Source organism: Pseudomonas shiyinii, from assembly GCF_056725765.1.
In genome coordinates this window covers 1,768,046-1,786,474 of record NZ_CM161522.1, presented here as the reverse complement: position 1 = coordinate 1,786,474, position 18,429 = coordinate 1,768,046, and the positions used below count along the sequence as shown (strand labels likewise).

General features: G+C 65.9%; 19 protein-coding genes. 8 read left to right on the top strand and 11 right to left on the bottom strand.

All coding sequences use genetic code 11. From position 1 onward, the window contains the following. Nucleotides 1-19 precede the first annotated feature (19 nt). Genes rbsD through ACXHGZ_RS08290 form a run of 6 tightly spaced genes read right to left on the bottom strand, consistent with a single transcriptional unit; the run spans nucleotide 20 to nucleotide 5,880 of the window. Nucleotides 20-418 (bottom strand): D-ribose pyranase, encoded by a 399-nt coding sequence (gene rbsD, locus ACXHGZ_RS08315; protein ID WP_480463269.1) that lies wholly within the window; start codon nucleotides 416-418, stop codon nucleotides 20-22. Continuing rightward, nucleotides 415-1,323 carry a ribokinase gene (gene rbsK / locus ACXHGZ_RS08310; protein WP_480463268.1) on the bottom strand — a complete coding sequence of 303 codons (909 nt, stop codon included), beginning with the start codon at nucleotides 1,321-1,323 and terminating at the stop codon, nucleotides 415-417. Before rbsK ends, rbsD begins: the two co-directional genes overlap by 4 nt. A gap of 9 nt (nucleotides 1,324-1,332) precedes the next feature. Continuing rightward, nucleotides 1,333-2,355 (bottom strand): LacI family DNA-binding transcriptional regulator, encoded by a 1,023-nt coding sequence (locus ACXHGZ_RS08305; RefSeq protein WP_480463267.1) that lies wholly within the window; start codon nucleotides 2,353-2,355, stop codon nucleotides 1,333-1,335. 4 nt (nucleotides 2,356-2,359) lie between these two features. Beyond that, the gene (locus ACXHGZ_RS08300) at nucleotides 2,360-3,355 is read right to left on the bottom strand and encodes an ABC transporter permease (protein ID WP_480463266.1); all 996 of its coding nucleotides are present in this window, start codon (nucleotides 3,353-3,355) and stop codon (nucleotides 2,360-2,362) included. Beyond that, entirely contained in the window at nucleotides 3,352-4,905 is a 1,554-nt protein-coding gene (locus ACXHGZ_RS08295) for a sugar ABC transporter ATP-binding protein (RefSeq protein ID WP_480463264.1), read from the bottom strand. The genes ACXHGZ_RS08300 and ACXHGZ_RS08295 overlap by 4 nt, the downstream gene beginning before the upstream one ends. Before the next feature lie 18 nt (nucleotides 4,906-4,923). Then, nucleotides 4,924-5,880: a sugar ABC transporter substrate-binding protein gene (locus ACXHGZ_RS08290; protein WP_480463262.1), complete on the bottom strand. Its 957-nt coding sequence runs from the start codon at nucleotides 5,878-5,880 to the stop codon at nucleotides 4,924-4,926. A 354-nt stretch (nucleotides 5,881-6,234) separates the two neighbouring features. On the opposite strand from ACXHGZ_RS08290, the gene ACXHGZ_RS08285 reads away from it, so the two are divergent. The 3 genes from ACXHGZ_RS08285 (at nucleotide 6,235) to ACXHGZ_RS08275 (ending at nucleotide 8,458) form a co-directional block, all read left to right on the top strand. After that, on the top strand, nucleotides 6,235-7,323 hold the full coding sequence (locus ACXHGZ_RS08285; protein WP_480463261.1) for an asparaginase: 1,089 nt from the start codon (nucleotides 6,235-6,237) through the stop codon (nucleotides 7,321-7,323). 193 nt (nucleotides 7,324-7,516) lie between these two features. Next, the gene (locus ACXHGZ_RS08280) at nucleotides 7,517-7,759 is read left to right on the top strand and encodes a DUF1654 domain-containing protein (RefSeq protein WP_084855601.1); all 243 of its coding nucleotides are present in this window, start codon (nucleotides 7,517-7,519) and stop codon (nucleotides 7,757-7,759) included. A gap of 6 nt (nucleotides 7,760-7,765) precedes the next feature. Continuing rightward, complete coding sequence (locus tag ACXHGZ_RS08275) at nucleotides 7,766-8,458, top strand: endonuclease (protein ID WP_084855602.1); 693 nt, start codon at nucleotides 7,766-7,768, stop codon at nucleotides 8,456-8,458. A 3-nt stretch (nucleotides 8,459-8,461) separates the two neighbouring features. Here ACXHGZ_RS08275 and ACXHGZ_RS08270 read toward each other — a convergent pair whose 3' ends face one another. Both ACXHGZ_RS08270 and ACXHGZ_RS08265 read right to left on the bottom strand, forming a co-directional pair. Beyond that, nucleotides 8,462-8,887 (bottom strand): GTP pyrophosphokinase, encoded by a 426-nt coding sequence (locus tag ACXHGZ_RS08270; protein WP_084855786.1) that lies wholly within the window; start codon nucleotides 8,885-8,887, stop codon nucleotides 8,462-8,464. A gap of 133 nt (nucleotides 8,888-9,020) precedes the next feature. Further along, the gene (locus ACXHGZ_RS08265) at nucleotides 9,021-9,590 is read right to left on the bottom strand and encodes an SPOR domain-containing protein (RefSeq protein WP_084855603.1); all 570 of its coding nucleotides are present in this window, start codon (nucleotides 9,588-9,590) and stop codon (nucleotides 9,021-9,023) included. 180 nt (nucleotides 9,591-9,770) lie between these two features. Between ACXHGZ_RS08265 and ACXHGZ_RS08260 the strand changes: the two genes are divergently transcribed. The 5 genes from ACXHGZ_RS08260 (at nucleotide 9,771) to ACXHGZ_RS08240 (ending at nucleotide 15,865) form a co-directional block, all read left to right on the top strand. Beyond that, on the top strand, nucleotides 9,771-11,192 hold the full coding sequence (locus ACXHGZ_RS08260) for an MFS transporter (RefSeq protein WP_480463259.1): 1,422 nt from the start codon (nucleotides 9,771-9,773) through the stop codon (nucleotides 11,190-11,192). Nucleotides 11,193-11,275: 83 nt separating this feature from the next. Further along, complete coding sequence (locus ACXHGZ_RS08255) at nucleotides 11,276-12,682, top strand: NAD(P)/FAD-dependent oxidoreductase (RefSeq protein WP_480463257.1); 1,407 nt, start codon at nucleotides 11,276-11,278, stop codon at nucleotides 12,680-12,682. Between the two features lie 10 nt (nucleotides 12,683-12,692). Beyond that, the gene (locus ACXHGZ_RS08250) at nucleotides 12,693-13,028 is read left to right on the top strand and encodes a cupin domain-containing protein (RefSeq protein WP_480463255.1); all 336 of its coding nucleotides are present in this window, start codon (nucleotides 12,693-12,695) and stop codon (nucleotides 13,026-13,028) included. Between the two features lie 45 nt (nucleotides 13,029-13,073). Next, nucleotides 13,074-14,306, top strand: coding sequence for an aromatic amino acid transport family protein (locus ACXHGZ_RS08245; RefSeq protein ID WP_480463253.1), 1,233 nt, complete (start codon nucleotides 13,074-13,076; stop codon nucleotides 14,304-14,306). Between the two features lie 62 nt (nucleotides 14,307-14,368). Then, on the top strand, nucleotides 14,369-15,865 hold the full coding sequence (locus ACXHGZ_RS08240; protein WP_480463251.1) for a PucR family transcriptional regulator: 1,497 nt from the start codon (nucleotides 14,369-14,371) through the stop codon (nucleotides 15,863-15,865). Nucleotides 15,866-15,888: 23 nt separating this feature from the next. Here ACXHGZ_RS08240 and ACXHGZ_RS08235 read toward each other — a convergent pair whose 3' ends face one another. Genes ACXHGZ_RS08235 through ACXHGZ_RS08225 form a run of 3 tightly spaced genes read right to left on the bottom strand, consistent with a single transcriptional unit; the run spans nucleotide 15,889 to nucleotide 18,303 of the window. Next, complete coding sequence (locus ACXHGZ_RS08235; RefSeq protein ID WP_480463249.1) at nucleotides 15,889-16,764, bottom strand: metal ABC transporter substrate-binding protein; 876 nt, start codon at nucleotides 16,762-16,764, stop codon at nucleotides 15,889-15,891. Between the two features lie 9 nt (nucleotides 16,765-16,773). Continuing rightward, a complete protein-coding gene (locus tag ACXHGZ_RS08230; RefSeq protein WP_480463248.1) occupies nucleotides 16,774-17,634 on the bottom strand; it encodes a metal ABC transporter permease in 861 nt (286 codons plus the stop codon). Beyond that, nucleotides 17,635-18,303 carry a metal ABC transporter ATP-binding protein gene (locus ACXHGZ_RS08225; protein WP_480463246.1) on the bottom strand — a complete coding sequence of 223 codons (669 nt, stop codon included), beginning with the start codon at nucleotides 18,301-18,303 and terminating at the stop codon, nucleotides 17,635-17,637. Between the last annotated feature and the right edge of the window lie 126 nt (nucleotides 18,304-18,429).

The window sequence follows — 18,429 nt, the reverse complement described above, 5'->3', positions numbered from 1 at the left end:
GCTTGCCCTGCGCTGCGCCCTAGAAGGTAACGCCAGCTATCAGGGCAATATTGCTGTAGGGCTTGCACTCCCCGGTACGCACCACGGCCTTGGCCTGTCGGCAGAGCTCTTTGAACGCCTGGTGCGACAGCAGCGCCTGCGAGCCGAGCTGCCCCGAGCATTGCTGCACCACCACCAGCGCTGGTGGTGCGATGTCGAGCATCTCTTCGGCCAGCACATGCCGCTCCACCTGCATCTCGGCCAACACCGCCCGCAACACACTGGCGAAATCCGGCACGCCCGGTACCACGGCCAGGTCGATCAACTCGACCCCAGGCGGTACCGGCAACCCGGCATCGCCGATTACCAGCACATCGCCATGGCCGAGCCCGGCGATCACCCGCGAAAGCGCGATGTTCAGCACCCCGGCCTTTTTCATGGCACCAGCTCCGCCAGGTAGGGAATCGAGGGCTGGGCACCGGCACGGGTCACCGACAAGGCCGCGGCACGCTGGCCGAAGGCAATGGCGTCGCCCTCCTCCAGGCCGCGCACCAGGGCCGCGGCAAAGCCGCCGATGAAGGTATCGCCTGCCGCCGTGGTGTCCAGCGGCTGCACCACCGGCGCGGGAAAGTGTCTGCTGCCTGCCGGCGTGACGAACAAAGCCCCCTGCGCGCCCAGGGTGACGATCACCTTTCCCGCACCGAGGGCCAGCAACCGCTCGCCGGCGCTACGGGCGCTGTCGAGATCGGTGACGGCTAGCCCGGTCAGGGCATGGGCTTCGCTTTCGTTGGGGGTCAGGTAGTCGATATGCGTGAACCAGTCCGCCGGCAACGGGCCGGTGGCCGGTGCCGGGTTGAGGATCACTGTCTTGCCCAGTTCGCGCCCGCGGGCCAGGGTCCAGGCCACCGTGGCCATGGGCACTTCCAGCTGGCAGATGATCATCTCGGCGTTCTGCAGCAGCGAATCGAAACGCTGCACGGCCTCCGGCGTCAGCAGCCCGTTGCCGCCGGCAATGATGACGATGGCGTTCTGGCTCGCGGCATCCACGGTGATCAGCGCCACGCCACTGGAAACGCCCTCGCACACGCCGACCGCCCGGCAGTCGATGCCTTCGTGCTCCAGGGCCTGGCGCAATTGCTGGCCGTAGGCGTCGTCGCCGACGTTGCCGACCATCGCCACGCTCGCCCCCAGGCGTGCCACGGCCACCGCCTGGTTGGCTCCTTTGCCGCCAGGCACGGTGAAGAAGCTGTCGCCGGCCAGGGTCTCGCCGGCCCGGGGCAGGCGCTGGGCGCGGGCCACCAGGTCCATGTTGAGGCTGCCGACCACCACGACCTTGGCGCTCATGGCACCTCCTTAGCGGTAATCATTGAACAGGTCCGGGCGCGGCCCGGTGGACTCGCGCAGCACGATGCGTGGGGCGACGATGCGTTGCTCGGCGTCACCGCTACGAGGCGTGGCGATGCGCGACAGCAGCAACTGCGCAGCGCTCTCGCCCAGCTCGCGAATCGACTGCCCGACCGTAGTCAACGGCGGATAGACGTAGCGGCTGAGTTCGATGTCGTCGAAGCCGATCACCGACAGTTCGCCAGGCACGCTGATGTTGCGCTCGGCGGCGGCGCGCAATACACCGAAGCCGATCATGTCGTTGCCGGCGAAGATCGCCGTCGGGCGCGCGCCGTCGAGCAGGCGCCCGGCGGCGACATGGCCGCCGGGGCTGCTGAAGTCGCAATGCAGCACGCGGTCTTGCGGCACCTCCAACCCCTGCTCGGCCATAGCCCGACGAAAACCCGCCAGGCGCAGCTGGCTGGCACCGGTGTCCGCCGGACCGCCGATGCAGGCGATGTCGCGATGGCCCAGGTCCAGCAGGTGGCGGGTGGCGAGGTAACCGCCCTGCTCGTGGTCGATGCGCACGAGGTCGGCATCCACACCTTCCAGGGCGCGGTCGACGATAACCATGGGCGTTCGTACGCCCGCCAGGCTTTCCAGCAGGTCGCGGTCCTCGCCCACCGAGGCGACGACCAGTCCGTCGATGCGTTTTTCCAGCAGCACGCGCAGGTAGCTGCGCTGTTTCTGCGGGTTGTCGTCGGAGTTGCAGAGGATCACGCAGTAGCCGTTGCGCTCGCAGCCGTCCTCGATGCCCCGGGCCAGTTCGGCGAAGTACGGGTTGACGCTGTTGGGTACCAGCAGGCCGATGGTGGCCGTGCTGCGCGCTTTGAGCGAACGGGCTACGGCGCTGGGCACGTAGTCGAGCTCGGCGATGGCCGCCTCGACCTTCAGACGCACCTGCTCGCTGACCGGGCGGGTCTTGTTCAGTACATGGGACACGGTGGTATAGGAGATACCTGCCAGTGCCGCGACGTCTTTGATGGTTGCCATGGGTTCAGTTCCGCCGGCCTGCACGCCGGCTACGGTAAGTGTCGAGCACCACGGCGATGACGATGACCGCCCCGGTGATGATGCGTTTGGTCGGCTCCGACGCGCCGATCTGCGCCAGCCCCGCGGCCAGCACAGAGATGATCAGCACACCGAAGAAAGTGCTGATGACCGAGCCGCGCCCGCCCATCAGGCTGGTGCCACCGATCACCACGGCGGCGATCACCTGCAGCTCGAGGCCCGCGCCGGCATTGGGGTCGGCGGCCTCCAGGCGGGAGACCTGGAACAGCGCGGCCAGGCCCGCGAGCAGGCCCATCAGGGCGAACACCAGCACCTTGTACGGGCGCGGGTCGATGCCGGCCAGGCGCACGGCCTCCTCGTTGGTGCCGATGCCGATCAGGTAGCGGCCGAACACGGTGCGCGTCAGCACCAGCTGGGCGAGGACGATCACCAGCAAGGCGATGATGAAGGCCGGCGAGATGCCGAGGGCGATGGGGTTGGAGAACCAGGCGAAGGCATCGCCGATGTAGGCGGTGCGCGAATCGGTGAATTGGTAGGCCAGGCCCCTGGCCATTTCCAGCACGCCCAGGGAGACGATGAATGAAGGAATGCGCCAGGCCACGGTGATGCCACCGGTAATGCTGCCGGCCAGCGCAGCCACGGCCATGCCCAGCAGCGCGGCGGGCAGCGGGCTCCAGCCCCAGCCGAGGATCGCCACGCTGACCGCCGAGGCCGCCAGCGCCAACACCGAGCCGACCGACAGGTCGATGCCGCCGATGATCAGCACGAAGGTCATGCCCACGGCCAGCACCATCAGGTCGGGGATCTGGTTGGCCAGGGTGCTGAAGGTGGCGTAGGACAGGAAGTGGCTGCTCAGGAACGAGAACAGCACGATCATCGCCAGCAAGGCGCCGGCCAGGCCCAGGTAGGTGCCCAGGCCGAAGTAGCTGGCGCTGCGGCGCACGGGCGTGTTGCCCGGGGTGTCGAGGGGTGTGATTTTCATGGGGCCATCCTGGGCGCTGCCTCATGCAGCAGCGCGTCACGTTTCTGGTAGCCGGCGAAGGCCGCGGCGAGCAGTTGGTCCTGGCTCCAGCGGTCGCGGTCGAAGGTGTCGACCTGACGGCCGGCGGACAACACCGCGATGCGGTCGCAGATCAGCATCAGCTCGCGCAGGTCGCTGGACACCACTACCAAGGCCTTGCCCTGGCGGGCCAGCTCCGCCAGCAGACCGTAGATGTCGAACTTGGCACCCACGTCGATGCCGCGGGTAGGTTCATCGAACAGCAGCACCTGGCAGTCGCGTTCCAGCCAGCGGCCGATCACGACCTTCTGCTGGTTGCCGCCGGAGAGCTCACCCACTGCCTGCGCGGGGCTGGCACTGCGGATGCGCATGGCGTTGATCTGCCGCTCGGCCAGGGCCCGTTCGGCATCAGCGTCGAGGATGCCGGCGCGGGACACGGCGCCCAGGTTGCCCAGGGCGATGTTGGCGCTGATCGACTGGCTCAGCAGCAGGCCTTCGCCCTTGCGGTCCTCGGTGATCAGGGCGATGCCGGCGCGCACGGCCGCCTTGGGAGAGTCCAGGTTCACGTTCTGCAACGGCTGGCCAAGCTCGACATGGCCGCTGTCGGCACGGTCGGCGCCGTAGATCAGGCGCAGCAGCTCGGTGCGCCCGGCGCCGATCAGCCCGGAGATGCCGAAGATCTCCCCTGCCCTGACCTCGAACGACACGTCGCGCACCTTGTCACCCCGGCTCAGGCCTTGGACCTTGAGCAGCGTCTGGCCGATTTCGCGGCGCCCCAGGTCGATGTGCTCGCCCAGCTCGCGCCCGACCATCAAGTTGACCAACTCGGCGCTGCTGTAGCGCTGGATCGGCTCGACGCACACCAGCGCGCCGTCGCGCAGCACGGCGATGCGCTGGGCCACGCGCTGCAGCTCTTCCAGGCGATGGGAGATGTACACGATGGCCACGCCGCGCTGGCGCAGGCGCTCGATCTGGGTGAACAGCAGTTCCACCTCGCGGGCGGTGAGCATCGCCGTGGGTTCGTCGAAAATCAGCACATGGCAGTCGCCGATCAGGTTGCGGGCGATCTCGACCATCTGCTGGTGGCCGATGCCGAGTTCGCCGACCGGGGTGTCCGGGTCGATGGCATCCAGGCCAACCTGAGCCATCGCCGCACGGGCCAGCTGGCGCAGGCGATTGTGGCTGATCCAACCGAAGCGGCTGGGCAGGTTGTCGAGGAACAGGTTCTCGGCCACGGTCAGGGTCGGCAGCAGGTTGAGCTCTTGCATGACCATGCGCACACCCAGGCGCTCGGCCTCGCTGCGACTGCCAGGCGCATAAGGATCGCCGCGATAGCGCATCTGCCCTGTGGTGGGCGTTTCCAGGCCACTGATGAGCTTGGACAGTGTGCTCTTGCCTGCCCCGTTCTCGCCGGTGAGCGCCAGTACTTCGCCGGCACGCAGCTCAAGCGTCACATCGCCGAGCACCGGTTGGGTGTAGGTCTTACCCAGGCCGCTGACGGCGAGGGTGGCGTGGTTGCCCGTGGCTGACATGGCCGACTCCTGCCTGGCTCAGGGGTGGGTAACCAGCTCGACCGGCGTCTGGATGACGTTGTCGGCATCCACCGCCGGCTTCTCGCCCTTGAGCATCTGCAACGCCGCCTGGATGCCGAACACCGCCTGGTCGGCGCCATGCTGTTCGAGGGTGGCGAGTACGCGGCCATCCTTGAGCATGGGCTTGATGGCGCGGATGTTGTCGTAGCCCACCACCTGCACCTGGCCGGTCTTGCCGGCAGCGCGAACGGCCGAGACGGCGCCCAGGGCCATGCTGTCGTTGCCGGCCAACAGCGCCTTGAGGTCAGGGTGTTCATTGAGCATGGCCGCGGCCACGGCATTGCCTTTGTCGATCTCCCAGTTGCCCGACTGCACCGAGACCACCTTCATCTGTGCGGCGTCCATGGCGTCCTTGAAGCCTGCGGTGCGCTGTTGGGCGTTGGTGGTGGTGGGCACGCCTTCGATGATGCCGACCTGGTCGCCCGCCTTGAGCTTTTGCTGCGCCAGGTAGTCGCCGACCAGGCGTGCGCCCTTGCGGTTGTCGGGGCCGACGAAGGGCACGCTGATGCCCTTGCTTTCGAGCACGGCCGGGTCCAGGCGGTTGTCGATGTTGACCACGGTGATGCCGGCATCCATGGCCTTCTTCACCACCGGCACCAGGGCCTTGGAGTCGGCCGGAGCAATGACCAGGGCGTTGACGCCGGAGACGATCATCTGCTCGACGATACGGATCTGGTTACTGGTGTCGGACTCGTCCTTGATGCCGTTGGCCACCAGGTCGAAGTCGTCGGGGTGTTGCTGCTGATAGGCCTTGGCGCCGTCTTCCATGGTCCGGAAGAACTCATTGGCCAGGGACTTCATCACCAAGGCGACCTTGGGTTTGTCTTCAGCATGGGCGCCAGACAAGGGCACTGCGAGGGAAAGCGTGGAGAACACAGCCAGGGCCAAAACGCGGCCAGGGAATGGCAGTTTCATGGAATTGACTCCGAATCTTGTGGTTTTTATCGGATCGCAAACGTTTGCGCTGCCTAACTATGGAAACAAGACCTGCTTTTGTCAAATTCCGCACGCGGTTTGGCTTGGGCCACGTACGTCGGGATTATCCGGAATATTTCCGAAAAACCGAACACCTTTTCCTACGCTTGTTCGGTACTCCGAATGGAATGCGCCCTGTAGGAGCGGCCTTGTGCCGCGATGGGCTGTACAGCAGCCCCGGAAGTTCGTGCTAGGGCACAAGGTCGTTCCTACAGGAGCAAGCTGGTATGAAACCTGCCTGACAGCCGATGCGTTACAGCAACAACCTCAACAGGAAGAGAGAGAACAATAACGATGAATGCTGCACTCAAAACCTTCGCCCCCAGCGCACTGGCCTTGCTGCTGGTCCTGCCCTCTACCGCGTCTGCCAAGGAAGCCGAAACCCAGCAGAAGCTGGCCAACGTGGTCATCCTCGCCACCGGCGGCACCATTGCCGGTGCTGGCGCCAGCGCTGCCAACAGCGCCACCTACCAGGCCGCCAAGCTGGGCGTCGACAAGCTGATCGCCGGCGTGCCGGAGTTGGCCGACCTGGCCAATGTACGCGGTGAGCAGGTGATGCAGATCGCCTCCGAGAGCATCTCCAACGACGACCTGCTCAAGCTGGGCAAGCGCGTTGCGGAACTGGCCGACAGCAAGGACGTCGATGGCATCGTCATCACCCACGGTACCGACACCCTGGAAGAGACCGCCTATTTCCTCAACCTGGTGGAGAAGACCGACAAGCCGATCGTGGTGGTCGGCTCTATGCGCCCGGGTACCGCCATGTCCGCCGACGGCATGCTCAACCTGTACAACGCCGTGGCCGTGGCCAGTGACAAGCAGTCCCGTGGCAAGGGCGTGCTGGTGACCATGAATGACGAGATCCAGTCCGGCCGTGACGTGAGCAAGTCGGTCAACATCAAGACCGAAGCCTTCAAGAGCGCCTGGGGCCCGATGGGCATGGTGGTGGAAGGCAAGTCGTACTGGTTCCGCCTGCCGGCCAAGCGCCATACCGTCAACTCCGAGTTCGACATCAAGCAGATCAGCAGCCTGCCGCAGGTGGACATCGCCTACGGCTACGGCAACGTGACCGACACGGCGTACAAGGCGCTGGCCCAGAACGGTGCCAAGGCGCTGATCCATGCCGGTACTGGCAATGGCTCGGTGTCTTCGCGCGTGGTGCCGGCCTTGCAGGAGTTGCGCAAGAACGGCGTGCAGATCATTCGTTCCTCCCACGTCAACCAGGGCGGTTTCGTGCTGCGCAATGCCGAGCAGCCCGACGACAAGAACGACTGGGTCGTGGCCCATGACCTGAATCCGCAGAAAGCGCGCATCCTGGCCATGGTGGCGATGACCAAGACCCAGGACAGCAAGGAGCTGCAGCGGATCTTCTGGGAATACTGATACTCGCAAGGCCTGGCCGGTGTGCACGGCATGCCGGCCAATCGCGGGTTTCTGTGGGAGCGGGTTTGCGTACCCGCAACTACGGAACCAACCGCTCTACCACGGTCATATAGGCTTTTCACCTTACACGCTGTTGCGAAAATACCTACAGTGAAATACTGTATGCGCATACAGCAAAACAAGGAAAAGCCCCGTGGCCAGTACCTCCGCAGCAACCCCCAGCAGCTATGAACAACTGGGTATCCGCATCCAGAAGATCATCAACAGCCCTATCGCCCAGCGCAGCCGCGCCGCCTTGATCTTCCGCCTGGAGCACGAGTCCCCCGACGATTGGGAAACCCTGCTCGAGGAGATCGCCGAGAACGACAACGTCACCCTCGCCCATCGCGACGACGGCGGCGTGCAGATCTTCTGGACCGTGCCCAAGGAAGACTGACCTCGCATGAGAGTTTCGCTTTTCGCTGTCGCTTGCCTGCTGTTCACCGCCACCACCGCCCACGCCGACGCCCCGCGCACCTTCCAGGAAGCCAAGAAGGTCGCGTGGCGGCTGTACGCGCCGCAGTCCACAGAGTTCTATTGCGGCTGCAAGTACAAGGGCAACAAAGTCGACCTGGCCTCCTGCGGCTACACCCCACGCAAGAATGCCCAACGCGCCTCGCGCATCGAGTGGGAACACATCGTGCCGGCCTGGCACATCGGCCACCAGCGCCAGTGCTGGCAGAACGGCGGGCGCAAGAACTGCTCGCGCCATGACGAGGTGTACAAGCGCGCCGAGGCCGACCTGCACAACTTGGTGCCAAGCATCGGTGAGGTCAATGGCGACCGCAGCAACTACAGCTTCGGCTGGCTGCCCCAGCAGCAAGGCCAGTACGGCAGCTGCCTGACCCAGGTGGACTTCAAGGCCAGGAAGGTGATGCCGCGCCCATCGATCCGCGGGATGATCGCGCGCACCTACTTCTACATGAGCAAGACGTACAACCTGCGCCTGTCCAAGCAGGACCGCCAGCTGTTCAACGCCTGGAACAAGACCTACCCGCCACAGCCGTGGGAACTGCAGCGTAACCAGCGGGTGGCCTGCGTGATGGGCCACGGCAACGACTTCGTCGGGCCGGTGAACCTCAACGCCTGCGGTTGAGCCTCAGGCCAGCGTCTGCAGGTAGGCGCTGGCCTGCTGGTAGCGGCTGAGCCGGGCCAGGTCGGCCGGGCCTGGGCACGGGATGCGCGACAGGTCGCTGTTGTCGGCAAGGTCGGCCAACTTGACCTGCCGCGCCAGCGGGTCGACGCCCAGGCGCATGACGAAGGCCTCGTAGCTTTCCCCATCGCGCCGGCTCAGGGCCAGCACGGCGGCGAGGATCTTCAGGGGGAACCCTTCACGGGCGAGGTCCGAGAGGGTCAGAGGGGTGTCTTCGAGTACGTCGTGGAGCACCGCGACGATCCGCTGCTCCGGCGTGGTGACCCGCGCCATCACCCGCAACGGGTGGAGGATATAGGCCGCACCACCCTTGTCGAACTGCCCTTCGTGGGCCTTGGTCGCCATGGCAATGGCCCGTTCCAGCGTAGACATGAGCCCCTTCCCCTCAGCAGCCTGCTTGACCACAAGCATAGCTGCACAATCCTGCCTATCCCTGTGCGCCCCCTTGTAGCTACTTGCATCCACTTATGGGAGCGGGCTTGTCCTACCCCTGCCTAGGGCTCTTTCAGCGCTTGGCGCCGTGCTGGATGACGATCGAGTCAGTACCCAGGCGTGCCATGACGTCGGCCTTACGCGCCTCGGCCTCGGCCTTGGTGGGGAACGGCCCCATCAGCACCACCGGCTTGCCGTCACGGTATTCGACCGACGACGGGATGCCCTTCTCGATCAGGCGTGCGGTCATGTCGCTCAGTGCGCCCATGTTGGCCCCCTGGATCACTTCCACATCCCAGCCTTCCGGAGCCGGCTGGTCGGCCAGGGCGTCGGCACGACGCTGCAGGTCGGCACCGCCGCACACTTCGCGGATGCGCAGGTTGTTGCCGGTTTCATCGACGATGATCTCGTATTGGCCGTCGTGCTTGATCGCCACGTAGCTGCGGTATGCCTCGTACTGCCCGGCGTCGTCCTTGCCGCGGACCTGGCCGCAGATGGAGCCCTGGGTGTCGATCCGCACGTTGGCGAACTTGGCCGTCTTGGGGTTGTGCAGGTATTCGGCAACCTGCTTGTGTACACCCTCGACCTCGTTCTCACAGCCGGCCAGGGCCAGCACTGCCATTACCACCGCCAGTTTGCGCACGCGTCTACCTCCTGATTCGAAGGGGCGGATTCTAGCATGGCCGCAGCCCCCGATCAGGGTGTCGGTGTCGCAGGTGCGGGCGGGATTCGAATTCCCACTGCGGGAGATGCCGATATTTAATTTCTGCCCTCGGCGATCTTTTCCTACCATGGGCCCGCGCTTCATTGCCCTGACCTGCCCATGAGTTTCGCCTTGTTCGCCTTCAAGCAGACCGCCCTGTCGCCCCCTGGTGAAGGGGTACCCCGACCGCAACGGCTGATCGCCGTGATCGCGATCATGCTCAACATCGCCATGGCCAACCTGGAAACGGCGATCGCCAATACCGCCCTGCCGACCATCGCCGCCGACCTGGGCACCACCGACGCCCAGGCGATCTGGGTGGTGAGCATCTATCACCTGGCCATGATCGCGGCCCTGCTGCCGCTGGCCTCGCTGGGCGACATCATCGGCTACCGGCGCATCTCCATGGCCGGGCTGATACTGTTCATCCTGGCTTCGCTGCTCTGTGGCCTGGCGCCTTCGTTCGAGTGGCTGCTGGTCGGCCGCCTGGTGCAAGGCCTGAGCGCCGCCGGGATCCTCGGCGTCGGCGTAGCGATGACGCGCTTCGTCTTCCCCAACCACATGCTCGGCCGTGGCATGGGCGTCAACGCCCTGGTGGTGGGGGCGTCGTTGGCGGCCGGGCCGAGCGTGGCGTCCCTGATCCTGAGCCTGGGCAGCTGGCACTGGCTGTTCCTGATCAATGTGCCCCTGGGGTTGGTCGGGGTAGCCCTCGGCCTGCGCTCGCTACCACCCACGCCCACCAGTGGGCGGCCGCTCGACTGGCTGGCCGCCGCGCTGTGCGCGGTATTCCTTGCGGCGCTGGTCTATGCCATCAATGGCCTGGCCCAGGGCGCACCGTGGCGTCTGACACTGGGCAGCATGGGGCTGGCCGGGTTGGGGCTGTACCTGCTGCTCAGACGCCAGGCCGGCAACCCTGCGCCCCTGCTGGCGCTGGACCTGCTGCGCCAGCCACGCTACGCGCTGTCGGCGGCCAGTGCCGGGGCCTCCCTTACGGCCCAGAGCCTGGCGTTCGTCGCCCTGCCCTTCATGTTGCAATACCAGTTGGGTTTCTCCCAGGTACAGACCGGCTATCTGATCACCCCGTGGCCGGCGATGGCCGCGATCATGGCGCCCATTGCCGGGCGCCTGTCCGACCGCTATGCCACCGGCACCCTTACGGCGCTGGGCATGGCCATCCTCGGCCTGGGCCTGGTGCTGCTATGCACCTTGCCCCCCTCACCCGGGCCATGGGAGATCGCCCTGCGCATGGCGGTGTGCGGCGCCGGCTTCGGCTTTTTCCAGTCGCCCAACATGCGCGACATGATCGCCTCGATCCCGGCCGAGCGCAGCGGCGGCGCCGGGGGCCTGTCGAGCACGCTGCGCATGCTCGGGCAGGTATTGGGCGCGGCACTGGTGGCAGGGCTCTTCCAAGTGTATTCGGCACGCGGCGCTTCCCTGGCGCTGTGGGTCGGCGTGGGGTTCGCGGTGCTGGCGTGCGCCGCGAGCCTGTGGAAGCTGCTGGGCTGCGAGCGCGATGCTTTGTACGAGCGTATGAAGTGCTAATACGAATTCTTATGTGCGTCTAATTGTCGCCCCGGTGGGGAGTGGAAACACTAGAGCCTTCCAACCACCACCAGGGGCCAACAATGAAACTGACACCCACCCCGCCTTTGAAACCCAGCCACTGGATGACGGCGACCTCCTTGCTGCAACAGGCCACGCAGCCGCTGCAAGGCAACCATGACGCCGATGTGGTGATCATCGGCGGCGGCTTCGTCGGCCTGTGGACGGCCCTGACCCTCAAGGAGCAGGAGCCTGGCGCGCGGGTGATGGTGCTCGAGCAGCACGTCTGTGGCGGCGGCGCCTCCGGTCGCAACGGCGGCTTCGTGATGTCCTGGTGGCCGAAGATCGGCACCCTGCGCAGCTTCTGCGACCCCGACCAAGCGCGCCTGCTGGGCGAAGCCGCTGAACACGCCATCACCGAGCTGGGCACGTTCTGCGAGCGCCACGGCATCGATGCGCATTTTCGCCAGAGCGGCTGGTTGTGGACTGCCACCACGCCCCAGCATGTCGACACCTGGAACGCCACCCTGGCCGCCTGCGAGCGCCTGGGCGTGCAGCCGTTCGAACGCCTCGACGCACGTGAGGTAGCCCGGCGCACGGGCTCATCGGTGCACCTGGCGGGCGTGTTCGAGCGCAGCAATGCCACCGTGCAACCGGCCCTGCTGGTCGAAGGCATGCGCCGCGTGGCGCTGGCCAGCGGCGTCGAGATCCACGAGGGCACCGCCGTGCACCACATCGAGCCCGGCCAGCCCGCCAGCGTGAAGACGGCCCTGGGCTGCGTACGCGCAGGTTCCGTGGTACTGGCCGTCAACGCCTGGGCCGCTGCCCTGCCCTCACTGTCCAAGCTGATCGTACCGGTCAACAGTTCGATCGTGGCGACCCAGGCCATACCTGGTCGCCTGCGAGATATCGGCTGGACGGGCGGCGAATCGATCACCGACTCGCAACTGATGGTCGACTATTACCGCACCACCCATGACGGGCGCATCGCTTTCGGCAAGGGCACTGGCGCCATCAGCTACGGCTCGCGTATTGGCCAGGTGTTCAGCGAGGACCAGGCCAGCCTGGCACTGACCGAAGCCGACCTGCACCGGACCTACCCGATGCTCCGGGGCGTACCGGTGGAGGCGCGCTGGTCCGGGCCGATCGACCGTACCTACGACAGCCTGCCGGTGTTCGGCCGCCTCGACGGCCACCACAACATCCACTATGGCATCGGCTGGAGCGGCAACGGCGTGGGCCCCAGCCGCCTGGGCGGGCGCATCCTCGCCAGCCTGGCGCTTGGCCGCAACGACCCATGGAGCCAGTGCCCGCTGGTAGAGCGCAGCTGCCGCACCTTCCCACCAGAGCCGGTCCGCTACCTGGGCGGTTCGCTGGTACGCAACGCCGTCTTGCGCAAGGAGCGCTCGGAACTGGCCGGGCAACGCCCGGCCGCCATGGACCGCTACCTGGCCCGGTTCGCCCCGGCCGGCCTCGAAGACAAAGCCTGAGGAACCTTTCATGTCCCTGATCCGTATCCGCCTGGACGACCAGCCAGGTTTCAGCGAACCCACCGCCCTGGGCGACGATGGCGCCCAGGCGCGCACTGCCGCGCACCGCACCCTGCCAGACGGCAAGGGCACCACCGGCGTATGGGAATGCACCCCCGGCACCTTCCGCCGCCAGGTGGCCCAGGCCGAATACAGCTATATCGTGGCCGGCGAAGGCAGCTTCACCCCCGAGCATGGCCAGCCCATCGCGTTCAAGGCGGGCGACGCCCTGTACTTCGAAGCCAATACCCAAGGCACCTGGGACATCCGCACCACCGTGCGCAAGACCTACCTGATTCTCGACTGACCACACACCAGCCGCTTTCCCACAGACAAATACGAGGTACAAGAAGTGGGTGTACAACAACAGACGCTCCAGGAGTCCGGCCTCAAGGCCCACGCGCTGGGGCGCTTCGAAACGCTCGGCATCATCATCGGCACCAACATCGGCGCGGGCGTGCTCAGCATGGCCTTCGCCGCCCGCAAGGTCGGCTACATCCCGTTGCTGGTGTGCCTGCTGGTAACGTGCCTGTTCTGCGTGGTGACCATGCTCTACGTGGCCGAAAGTTGCCTGCGCACGCGCCAGAACCTGCAGTTGAGTGGCTTGTCGCGCAAATACCTGGGTACGTTCGGCGGCTGGTTGATCTTCTTCGCCGTCGCCGCCAACAGCTATGGCGCGCTCATTGCCTACATCAGCGGCAGCGGCAATATCCTCGCCGACTTCTTCGGCCAGTACGGCCTGACCCGGCAACAAGGCAGCTTGCTGTTCTTCATCCCCGCAGCGCTGGTGCTGTACCTGGGCCTCAAGGCCCTGGGCGTGGCGGAGAAGCTGATCAGCTCGGGCATGGTGCTGATCGTCTGCCTGCTGATCGGTGCCACCGTGCTGCATGAAGACTCATCCCTCGTGCACCTGTGGCAGAGCCAGTGGCAGTACGTGGTGCCGATCTTCAACCTAGCCGTGTTCGTGTTCGGTGCACAGTTCCTGGTGCCGGAGATCGTGCGCGGCAACCTGGAGACGCCTAGGCGTATCCCGGGGCTGATCATCGGCGGCATGCTGCTGACCCTGGTGCTGGTGGCAGCCATCCCGGCGTCGGTGATCGCACTGGTGGGCACCGAGCACTTGAGCGAAGTGGCCACCCTGAGCTGGGGCAAGTCGCTCGGGCAGTGGGCTTACTATGTGGCCAATGCCTTCGCCTTGCTGGCCATGCTGACCTCCTACTGGGGCCTGGGCGGCTGCCTGTTCACCAATATCTTCGACCAGATGCGCCTGGGCGATGAGGGTAACAAGCGCAAGCGCCTGATGGTGCTGGCCGTGGTGACCCTGCCGCCGATCGTGGTGGCGTACTCGGGCTTCAGCGGCTTCGTCAATGCGCTGTACTTCGCCGGCACCTTTGGCGGCGTGCTGATGGGCATCATCCCGATCCTGTTGCTCAATGCCGCGCGCAAGGCAGGCGATCAGCAGCCGGCATTCACCTGTGGCTGGTATGCGCACCCGGTGATGCAGGGGCTGATCGTGCTGATCTTCGTTTCCAGCGGCGTGTACGCGGTGCTGTCGGCCCTGGGCATGTTGCCCGCCAGTTGGTGACACCGCACGCTTGAGGCAGTATGGGAGGCCTACCCTTGACCACCGCGTGGAGCGGCCTGCGCATGTTGCAACGCGTTCGTGACCTGATTGCGATACCGGAACTCCGTTCGCGGCTGCTCAGTGGTGCCAAGGGACTGGACCACAACGTGCGCTGGGCCCATGTCTGCGAATTGCCTGACCCCACCGAATGGCTGGGTGAAGGCGACGTGCTGATGACCACCGGGCTGGGCATCCCCAAGGCGCCGGCCGAGCAACAGGCCTATGTCGCGCGGCTGGCCCAGGCAGGCATCGCCGGCATGATGATCGGCGAGCACATGCAGGCCCCTGCGGACATCAGCGCCCTGGCCGAACAGGCCGAGGCGCTGGGCTTCCCGGTGATCCTCACCGAATACGGGGTGCCCTTCGCCGCGGTGACCCGAGCCATCATCGATGCCAACCAGCAGGATGAATTCGCCCGACGCGGGGCCCTGGCCAAGGTCTACGAAAGCGCCCGCCTGAGCATCCAGGGCCTGGGCCTGCCGGCCCTGCTCACGCGCCTGCAGGCGGATATCCAATGCCACCTGTACCTGGTATCGATGGGGAGGTTCACCCCCTGGGCTCCCGGTCTGCCCGAACTGCCAGCTGCATTGGCGGCCAGCCTCGGTGCAGCACGCCAACGCCAAGGCGGCCATCAACCGATGGTGCGTCGTCATGCCCTGCCAACCGGCGAAGCCCTGAGCATCGAGCTGCCCAGCGAGCCGGGCTGCCTGCTGGTGGTCAGCGGCACACGGCTGCCCGACTACGGCATGCTCCACCACCTGACAGCGGTGCTGGGCCTGGAAGTGCAACGCCTGCAGGCTGAGCGGGAGCGGCGCCTGCGCCTGGGCTCGGAGCTGCTCGACGACCTTTTGCAGCAGCGCCTGCAAACGGATGCGTTGCTCGAGCGTCTGGGTGCCCATCTGCCAGGCGTGACGCTGGCCGACACGGTGATCTCGGCAGCGCGCCTGCCAGCCAATGGCAACACCTGGGAAGACCAGCTGCGCCCGCTGGACGAGTCCGCGTTGGTCCGCGCCCAGGGGCAGGAGCTGATCCTGCTGCACCGCGATGGCCTGCAGGAGGGCTACAGCGCCCAGCTCGACCTGCAACTGGGCTCCAGCGCCGCGCTCGGCCAGGCCCAGCGTGGCCCGGACGCCCTGCGCGAAGCCCGCCTGGCCCTGGCACATACCCATGGCCAGCGCCGGGTGTGCCGCTACGCCCAGCTGGAAACCGACACCCCCTGGCTGCCGCGCACGCCCGACGAGGCAGACCACGCATTCCGCGCCGTGCTCGGCGCGCTGCATGACTACGACCAGGCCAACGGCACCTACCTGTTGCACACCTTGCAGGTGTTTCTCGAAGAGAACCGCTCCTGGGTCAATGCTGCCCACCGCCTGCATGTGCACAAGCAGACGCTGGTGTACCGGGCGCGCCGCATCGAAGCGATCAGCGGCCGTTCGCTGGACAGCACCGCCGACGTCGCCACGTTCTGGTTCGCCCTGCAAAGTGCGCGGGTGCTTGGGGTGTCGTTGCAGCCGAGGTAGATGCACCGCAGGTCACCTGGCAATCACTGGCCTCCCAAGGCCTGGGTGATGGTCTGCACGTTCAGCCGATACATCCCCAAGTAACTGCTAGCCGGCCCTTGGGCTGCGAGCGCATCGGAGTGCAGCGTGCCGCCGATACCCGCCCCCGTCTCATCGGCGATCTGCTGCAGCAGCCGCGGGTCCTTGATGTTCTCGATGAACACCGCCTTGATACCCTCTTTGCGGATCAGCGTGATCAAGTCCGCCACCTCTCGTGCCGAAGCCTCCCGTTCGGTGGACAGCCCCTGGGGCGCGACGAAGGTGATGCCGTAGGCTTGCCCGAGGTAGCCGAACGCATCGTGGGACGTGACGATCTTGCGGTTGCCGGGTGGCAGTGCCGCGAAGCGCTTGCGCACCTCAAGCAGCAGCGCATCGATCTGCTGCGTGTAGGCCGCCAGGTTCGCGCGGTAGGCCTGCGCATGGCCAGGGTCCACCTGCTCCAGCGCCTTGGCGATGTTGCTGGCGTAGAGCTTGGCATTGGCCAGGCTGTTCCAGGCATGGGGGTCGGCCACCGCGTGGCCGTCTTCCTCCAGGGTACGTGGGATGACCCCGTGGCTGGCGCGGATCACCTTGGCCTGGGTGTCGCTGCTACGCACCAGCCGCTCCAGCCATGGCTCGAAATGCAGGCCGTTCTCGACGATCAGGTCGGCAGCTGCGACATGCCTGGCATCGTCGGGGGTCGTTTCATACACATGCGCATCGCTGTCGGGGCCCACGAGGTTGATGATCTCGACATGCCTGCCTCCCACCTGCTGTGTGATGTCGGCAAGGATGCTGAAACTGGTGACGACCTTGACCCGCTCGCCGGCAGACAGCACCGGCGACAGCAACAGGATGATCAGAAAGAGCGATAGGCGCATACAGGTTCCTCAATGAACGACCGGCGAATAATGGCGACGCAACAGGCCATGCACCGGCCCGCCCATCACCGACAACAGGTACGCGGCCCCGGCCATGACGACGATTGCCGGGCCACTGGGCAGCGAAACGTAGAAGGAAAGCAGCAGCCCCAGCCACACCGAGGCCATGCCGATCACCGCCGCGATGACAATCAACCGAGGCAGGCTCTGGCTCCAGAAGCGCGCGGCGATGGCCGGCAGCATCATCAGGCCCACCACCATCAACGCCCCAATGGCCTGGAAGCCAACCACCAGGTTGAGCACCACCAAGCCGAGGAACAGCCCATGGGCCAGGGCACCTTGGCGGCTGACGGTGCGCAGGAACACCGGGTCGAGGCTGTCGAGCAGCAAGGGGCGGTAGATCACGGCGAACAGTACGAGGCTGCCAGCCGCCACGCTGTACATGACGTGCAAGGTCGCTTCGTTGACGGCCAGTGCCGAGCCGAACAGCAACCCCAGCAAGTCCAGGCGCTTGCCGGCCAGGCCCAGCAGCAGCACGCCCGAAGCCAGGGAGATCGGGTAGACCGCAGCCAGGCTGGCGTCCTCGCGCAAGCCCGTGTGCCGACTGACCAGGGCCGAAAAGCCCGCCACCGCCAGGCCGGCCACGAGTCCGCCGAGGGTCATCGTCATCACCGACAAACCGGCCAGCCAGAAGCCCAGTGCCGCCCCCGGCAGGATGCCATGGGAAATCGCATCACCGATCAGGCTCATACGCCGCACCACCAGGAACACCCCGAGCGGCGCGACGCTCAGCGCCAGTGTCAGGCCGCCGAGCAATGCGCGGCGCATGAAGGCGAATTCGGCGAAGGGCTGCCACAGTAGATCGACCATTCAACCCACCTGGGCCAAGCCGGGCTGGGCGATCAACGCGCGGCTCGGCCCATGTCGGCAGCCTTGCCGGTCGATCACCAGGCACTGCTCTATCGATGCTCGCACTCGGGCCAGGTCGTGGCTGACGACGACGAGGGTGCAACCGGCCTTGTGCCAAGCCTCGATGTGCCGCCAGAGCAGGGCCTGGCCATTGTCGTCGAGCGCCGCATCGGGCTCGTCGAGCAGCATCAGGGAAGGCTTGGTCAGGCTCAGCCTGGCCAGCAGGGCACGTTGCAGCTCGCCACCGGAAAGCGCCTGCAAGGGCTGGGACTGGAGCTGGCCGAGGTCCCACGCCTCCAGCACCTGTTCGAGTTGGTGCCTGCGCTGCGAGCGCGTGAGGCGCTGCCCCCAGAAGCCGCCGCTGACCAGCCCGGCCAGGTCGATGGGAAACTGGCGGTCGATGGCCGATTGCTGAACCAGATAGCCGATTCCACCAGCGTCTGGAAGCGCCACGCGCACGCGTCCCGACAAGGGCATCTGCAACCCCGCGATCACCTTCAACAGGCTGCTCTTGCCACTCCCGTTGGCGCCCACCACCGCGGTGACGCTGCCGGTGGGCAGCCTGAGGTTGAGGCATGGCGTCAGTGGGCGATTGACGGCGCCCCATTGCAGGTCTTGGCACAGGATCACGGGCAAATTCCCAAGGTGGAAACACGGAATAGCCATGTCGGCATGGCCGCCCACAACAATATGTTATGTTATAACACTATACAACGATGTTTTTCCTTTCGCCACGCTTGATCTTGAGGCTGGCAA

Excerpts from the sequence above, each read along its gene's own strand:
- rbsD (WP_480463269.1), bottom strand. The coding sequence starts at position 418 with ATGAAAAAGGCCGGGGTGCTGAACATCGCGCTTTCGCGGGTGATCGCC.
- rbsK (WP_480463268.1), bottom strand. The coding sequence starts at position 1,323 with ATGAGCGCCAAGGTCGTGGTGGTCGGCAGCCTCAACATGGACCTGGTG.
- ACXHGZ_RS08305 (WP_480463267.1), bottom strand. The coding sequence starts at position 2,355 with ATGGCAACCATCAAAGACGTCGCGGCACTGGCAGGTATCTCCTATACC.
- ACXHGZ_RS08300 (WP_480463266.1), bottom strand. The coding sequence starts at position 3,355 with ATGAAAATCACACCCCTCGACACCCCGGGCAACACGCCCGTGCGCCGC.
- ACXHGZ_RS08295 (WP_480463264.1), bottom strand. The coding sequence starts at position 4,905 with ATGTCAGCCACGGGCAACCACGCCACCCTCGCCGTCAGCGGCCTGGGT.
- ACXHGZ_RS08290 (WP_480463262.1), bottom strand. The coding sequence starts at position 5,880 with ATGAAACTGCCATTCCCTGGCCGCGTTTTGGCCCTGGCTGTGTTCTCC.
- ACXHGZ_RS08285 (WP_480463261.1), top strand. The coding sequence starts at position 6,235 with ATGAATGCTGCACTCAAAACCTTCGCCCCCAGCGCACTGGCCTTGCTG.
- ACXHGZ_RS08275 (WP_084855602.1), top strand. The coding sequence starts at position 7,766 with ATGAGAGTTTCGCTTTTCGCTGTCGCTTGCCTGCTGTTCACCGCCACC.
- ACXHGZ_RS08270 (WP_084855786.1), bottom strand. The coding sequence starts at position 8,887 with ATGTCTACGCTGGAACGGGCCATTGCCATGGCGACCAAGGCCCACGAA.
- ACXHGZ_RS08260 (WP_480463259.1), top strand. The coding sequence starts at position 9,771 with ATGAGTTTCGCCTTGTTCGCCTTCAAGCAGACCGCCCTGTCGCCCCCT.
- ACXHGZ_RS08255 (WP_480463257.1), top strand. The coding sequence starts at position 11,276 with ATGAAACTGACACCCACCCCGCCTTTGAAACCCAGCCACTGGATGACG.
- ACXHGZ_RS08250 (WP_480463255.1), top strand. The coding sequence starts at position 12,693 with ATGTCCCTGATCCGTATCCGCCTGGACGACCAGCCAGGTTTCAGCGAA.
- ACXHGZ_RS08240 (WP_480463251.1), top strand. The coding sequence starts at position 14,369 with ATGTTGCAACGCGTTCGTGACCTGATTGCGATACCGGAACTCCGTTCG.
- ACXHGZ_RS08235 (WP_480463249.1), bottom strand. The coding sequence starts at position 16,764 with ATGCGCCTATCGCTCTTTCTGATCATCCTGTTGCTGTCGCCGGTGCTG.
- ACXHGZ_RS08230 (WP_480463248.1), bottom strand. The coding sequence starts at position 17,634 with ATGGTCGATCTACTGTGGCAGCCCTTCGCCGAATTCGCCTTCATGCGC.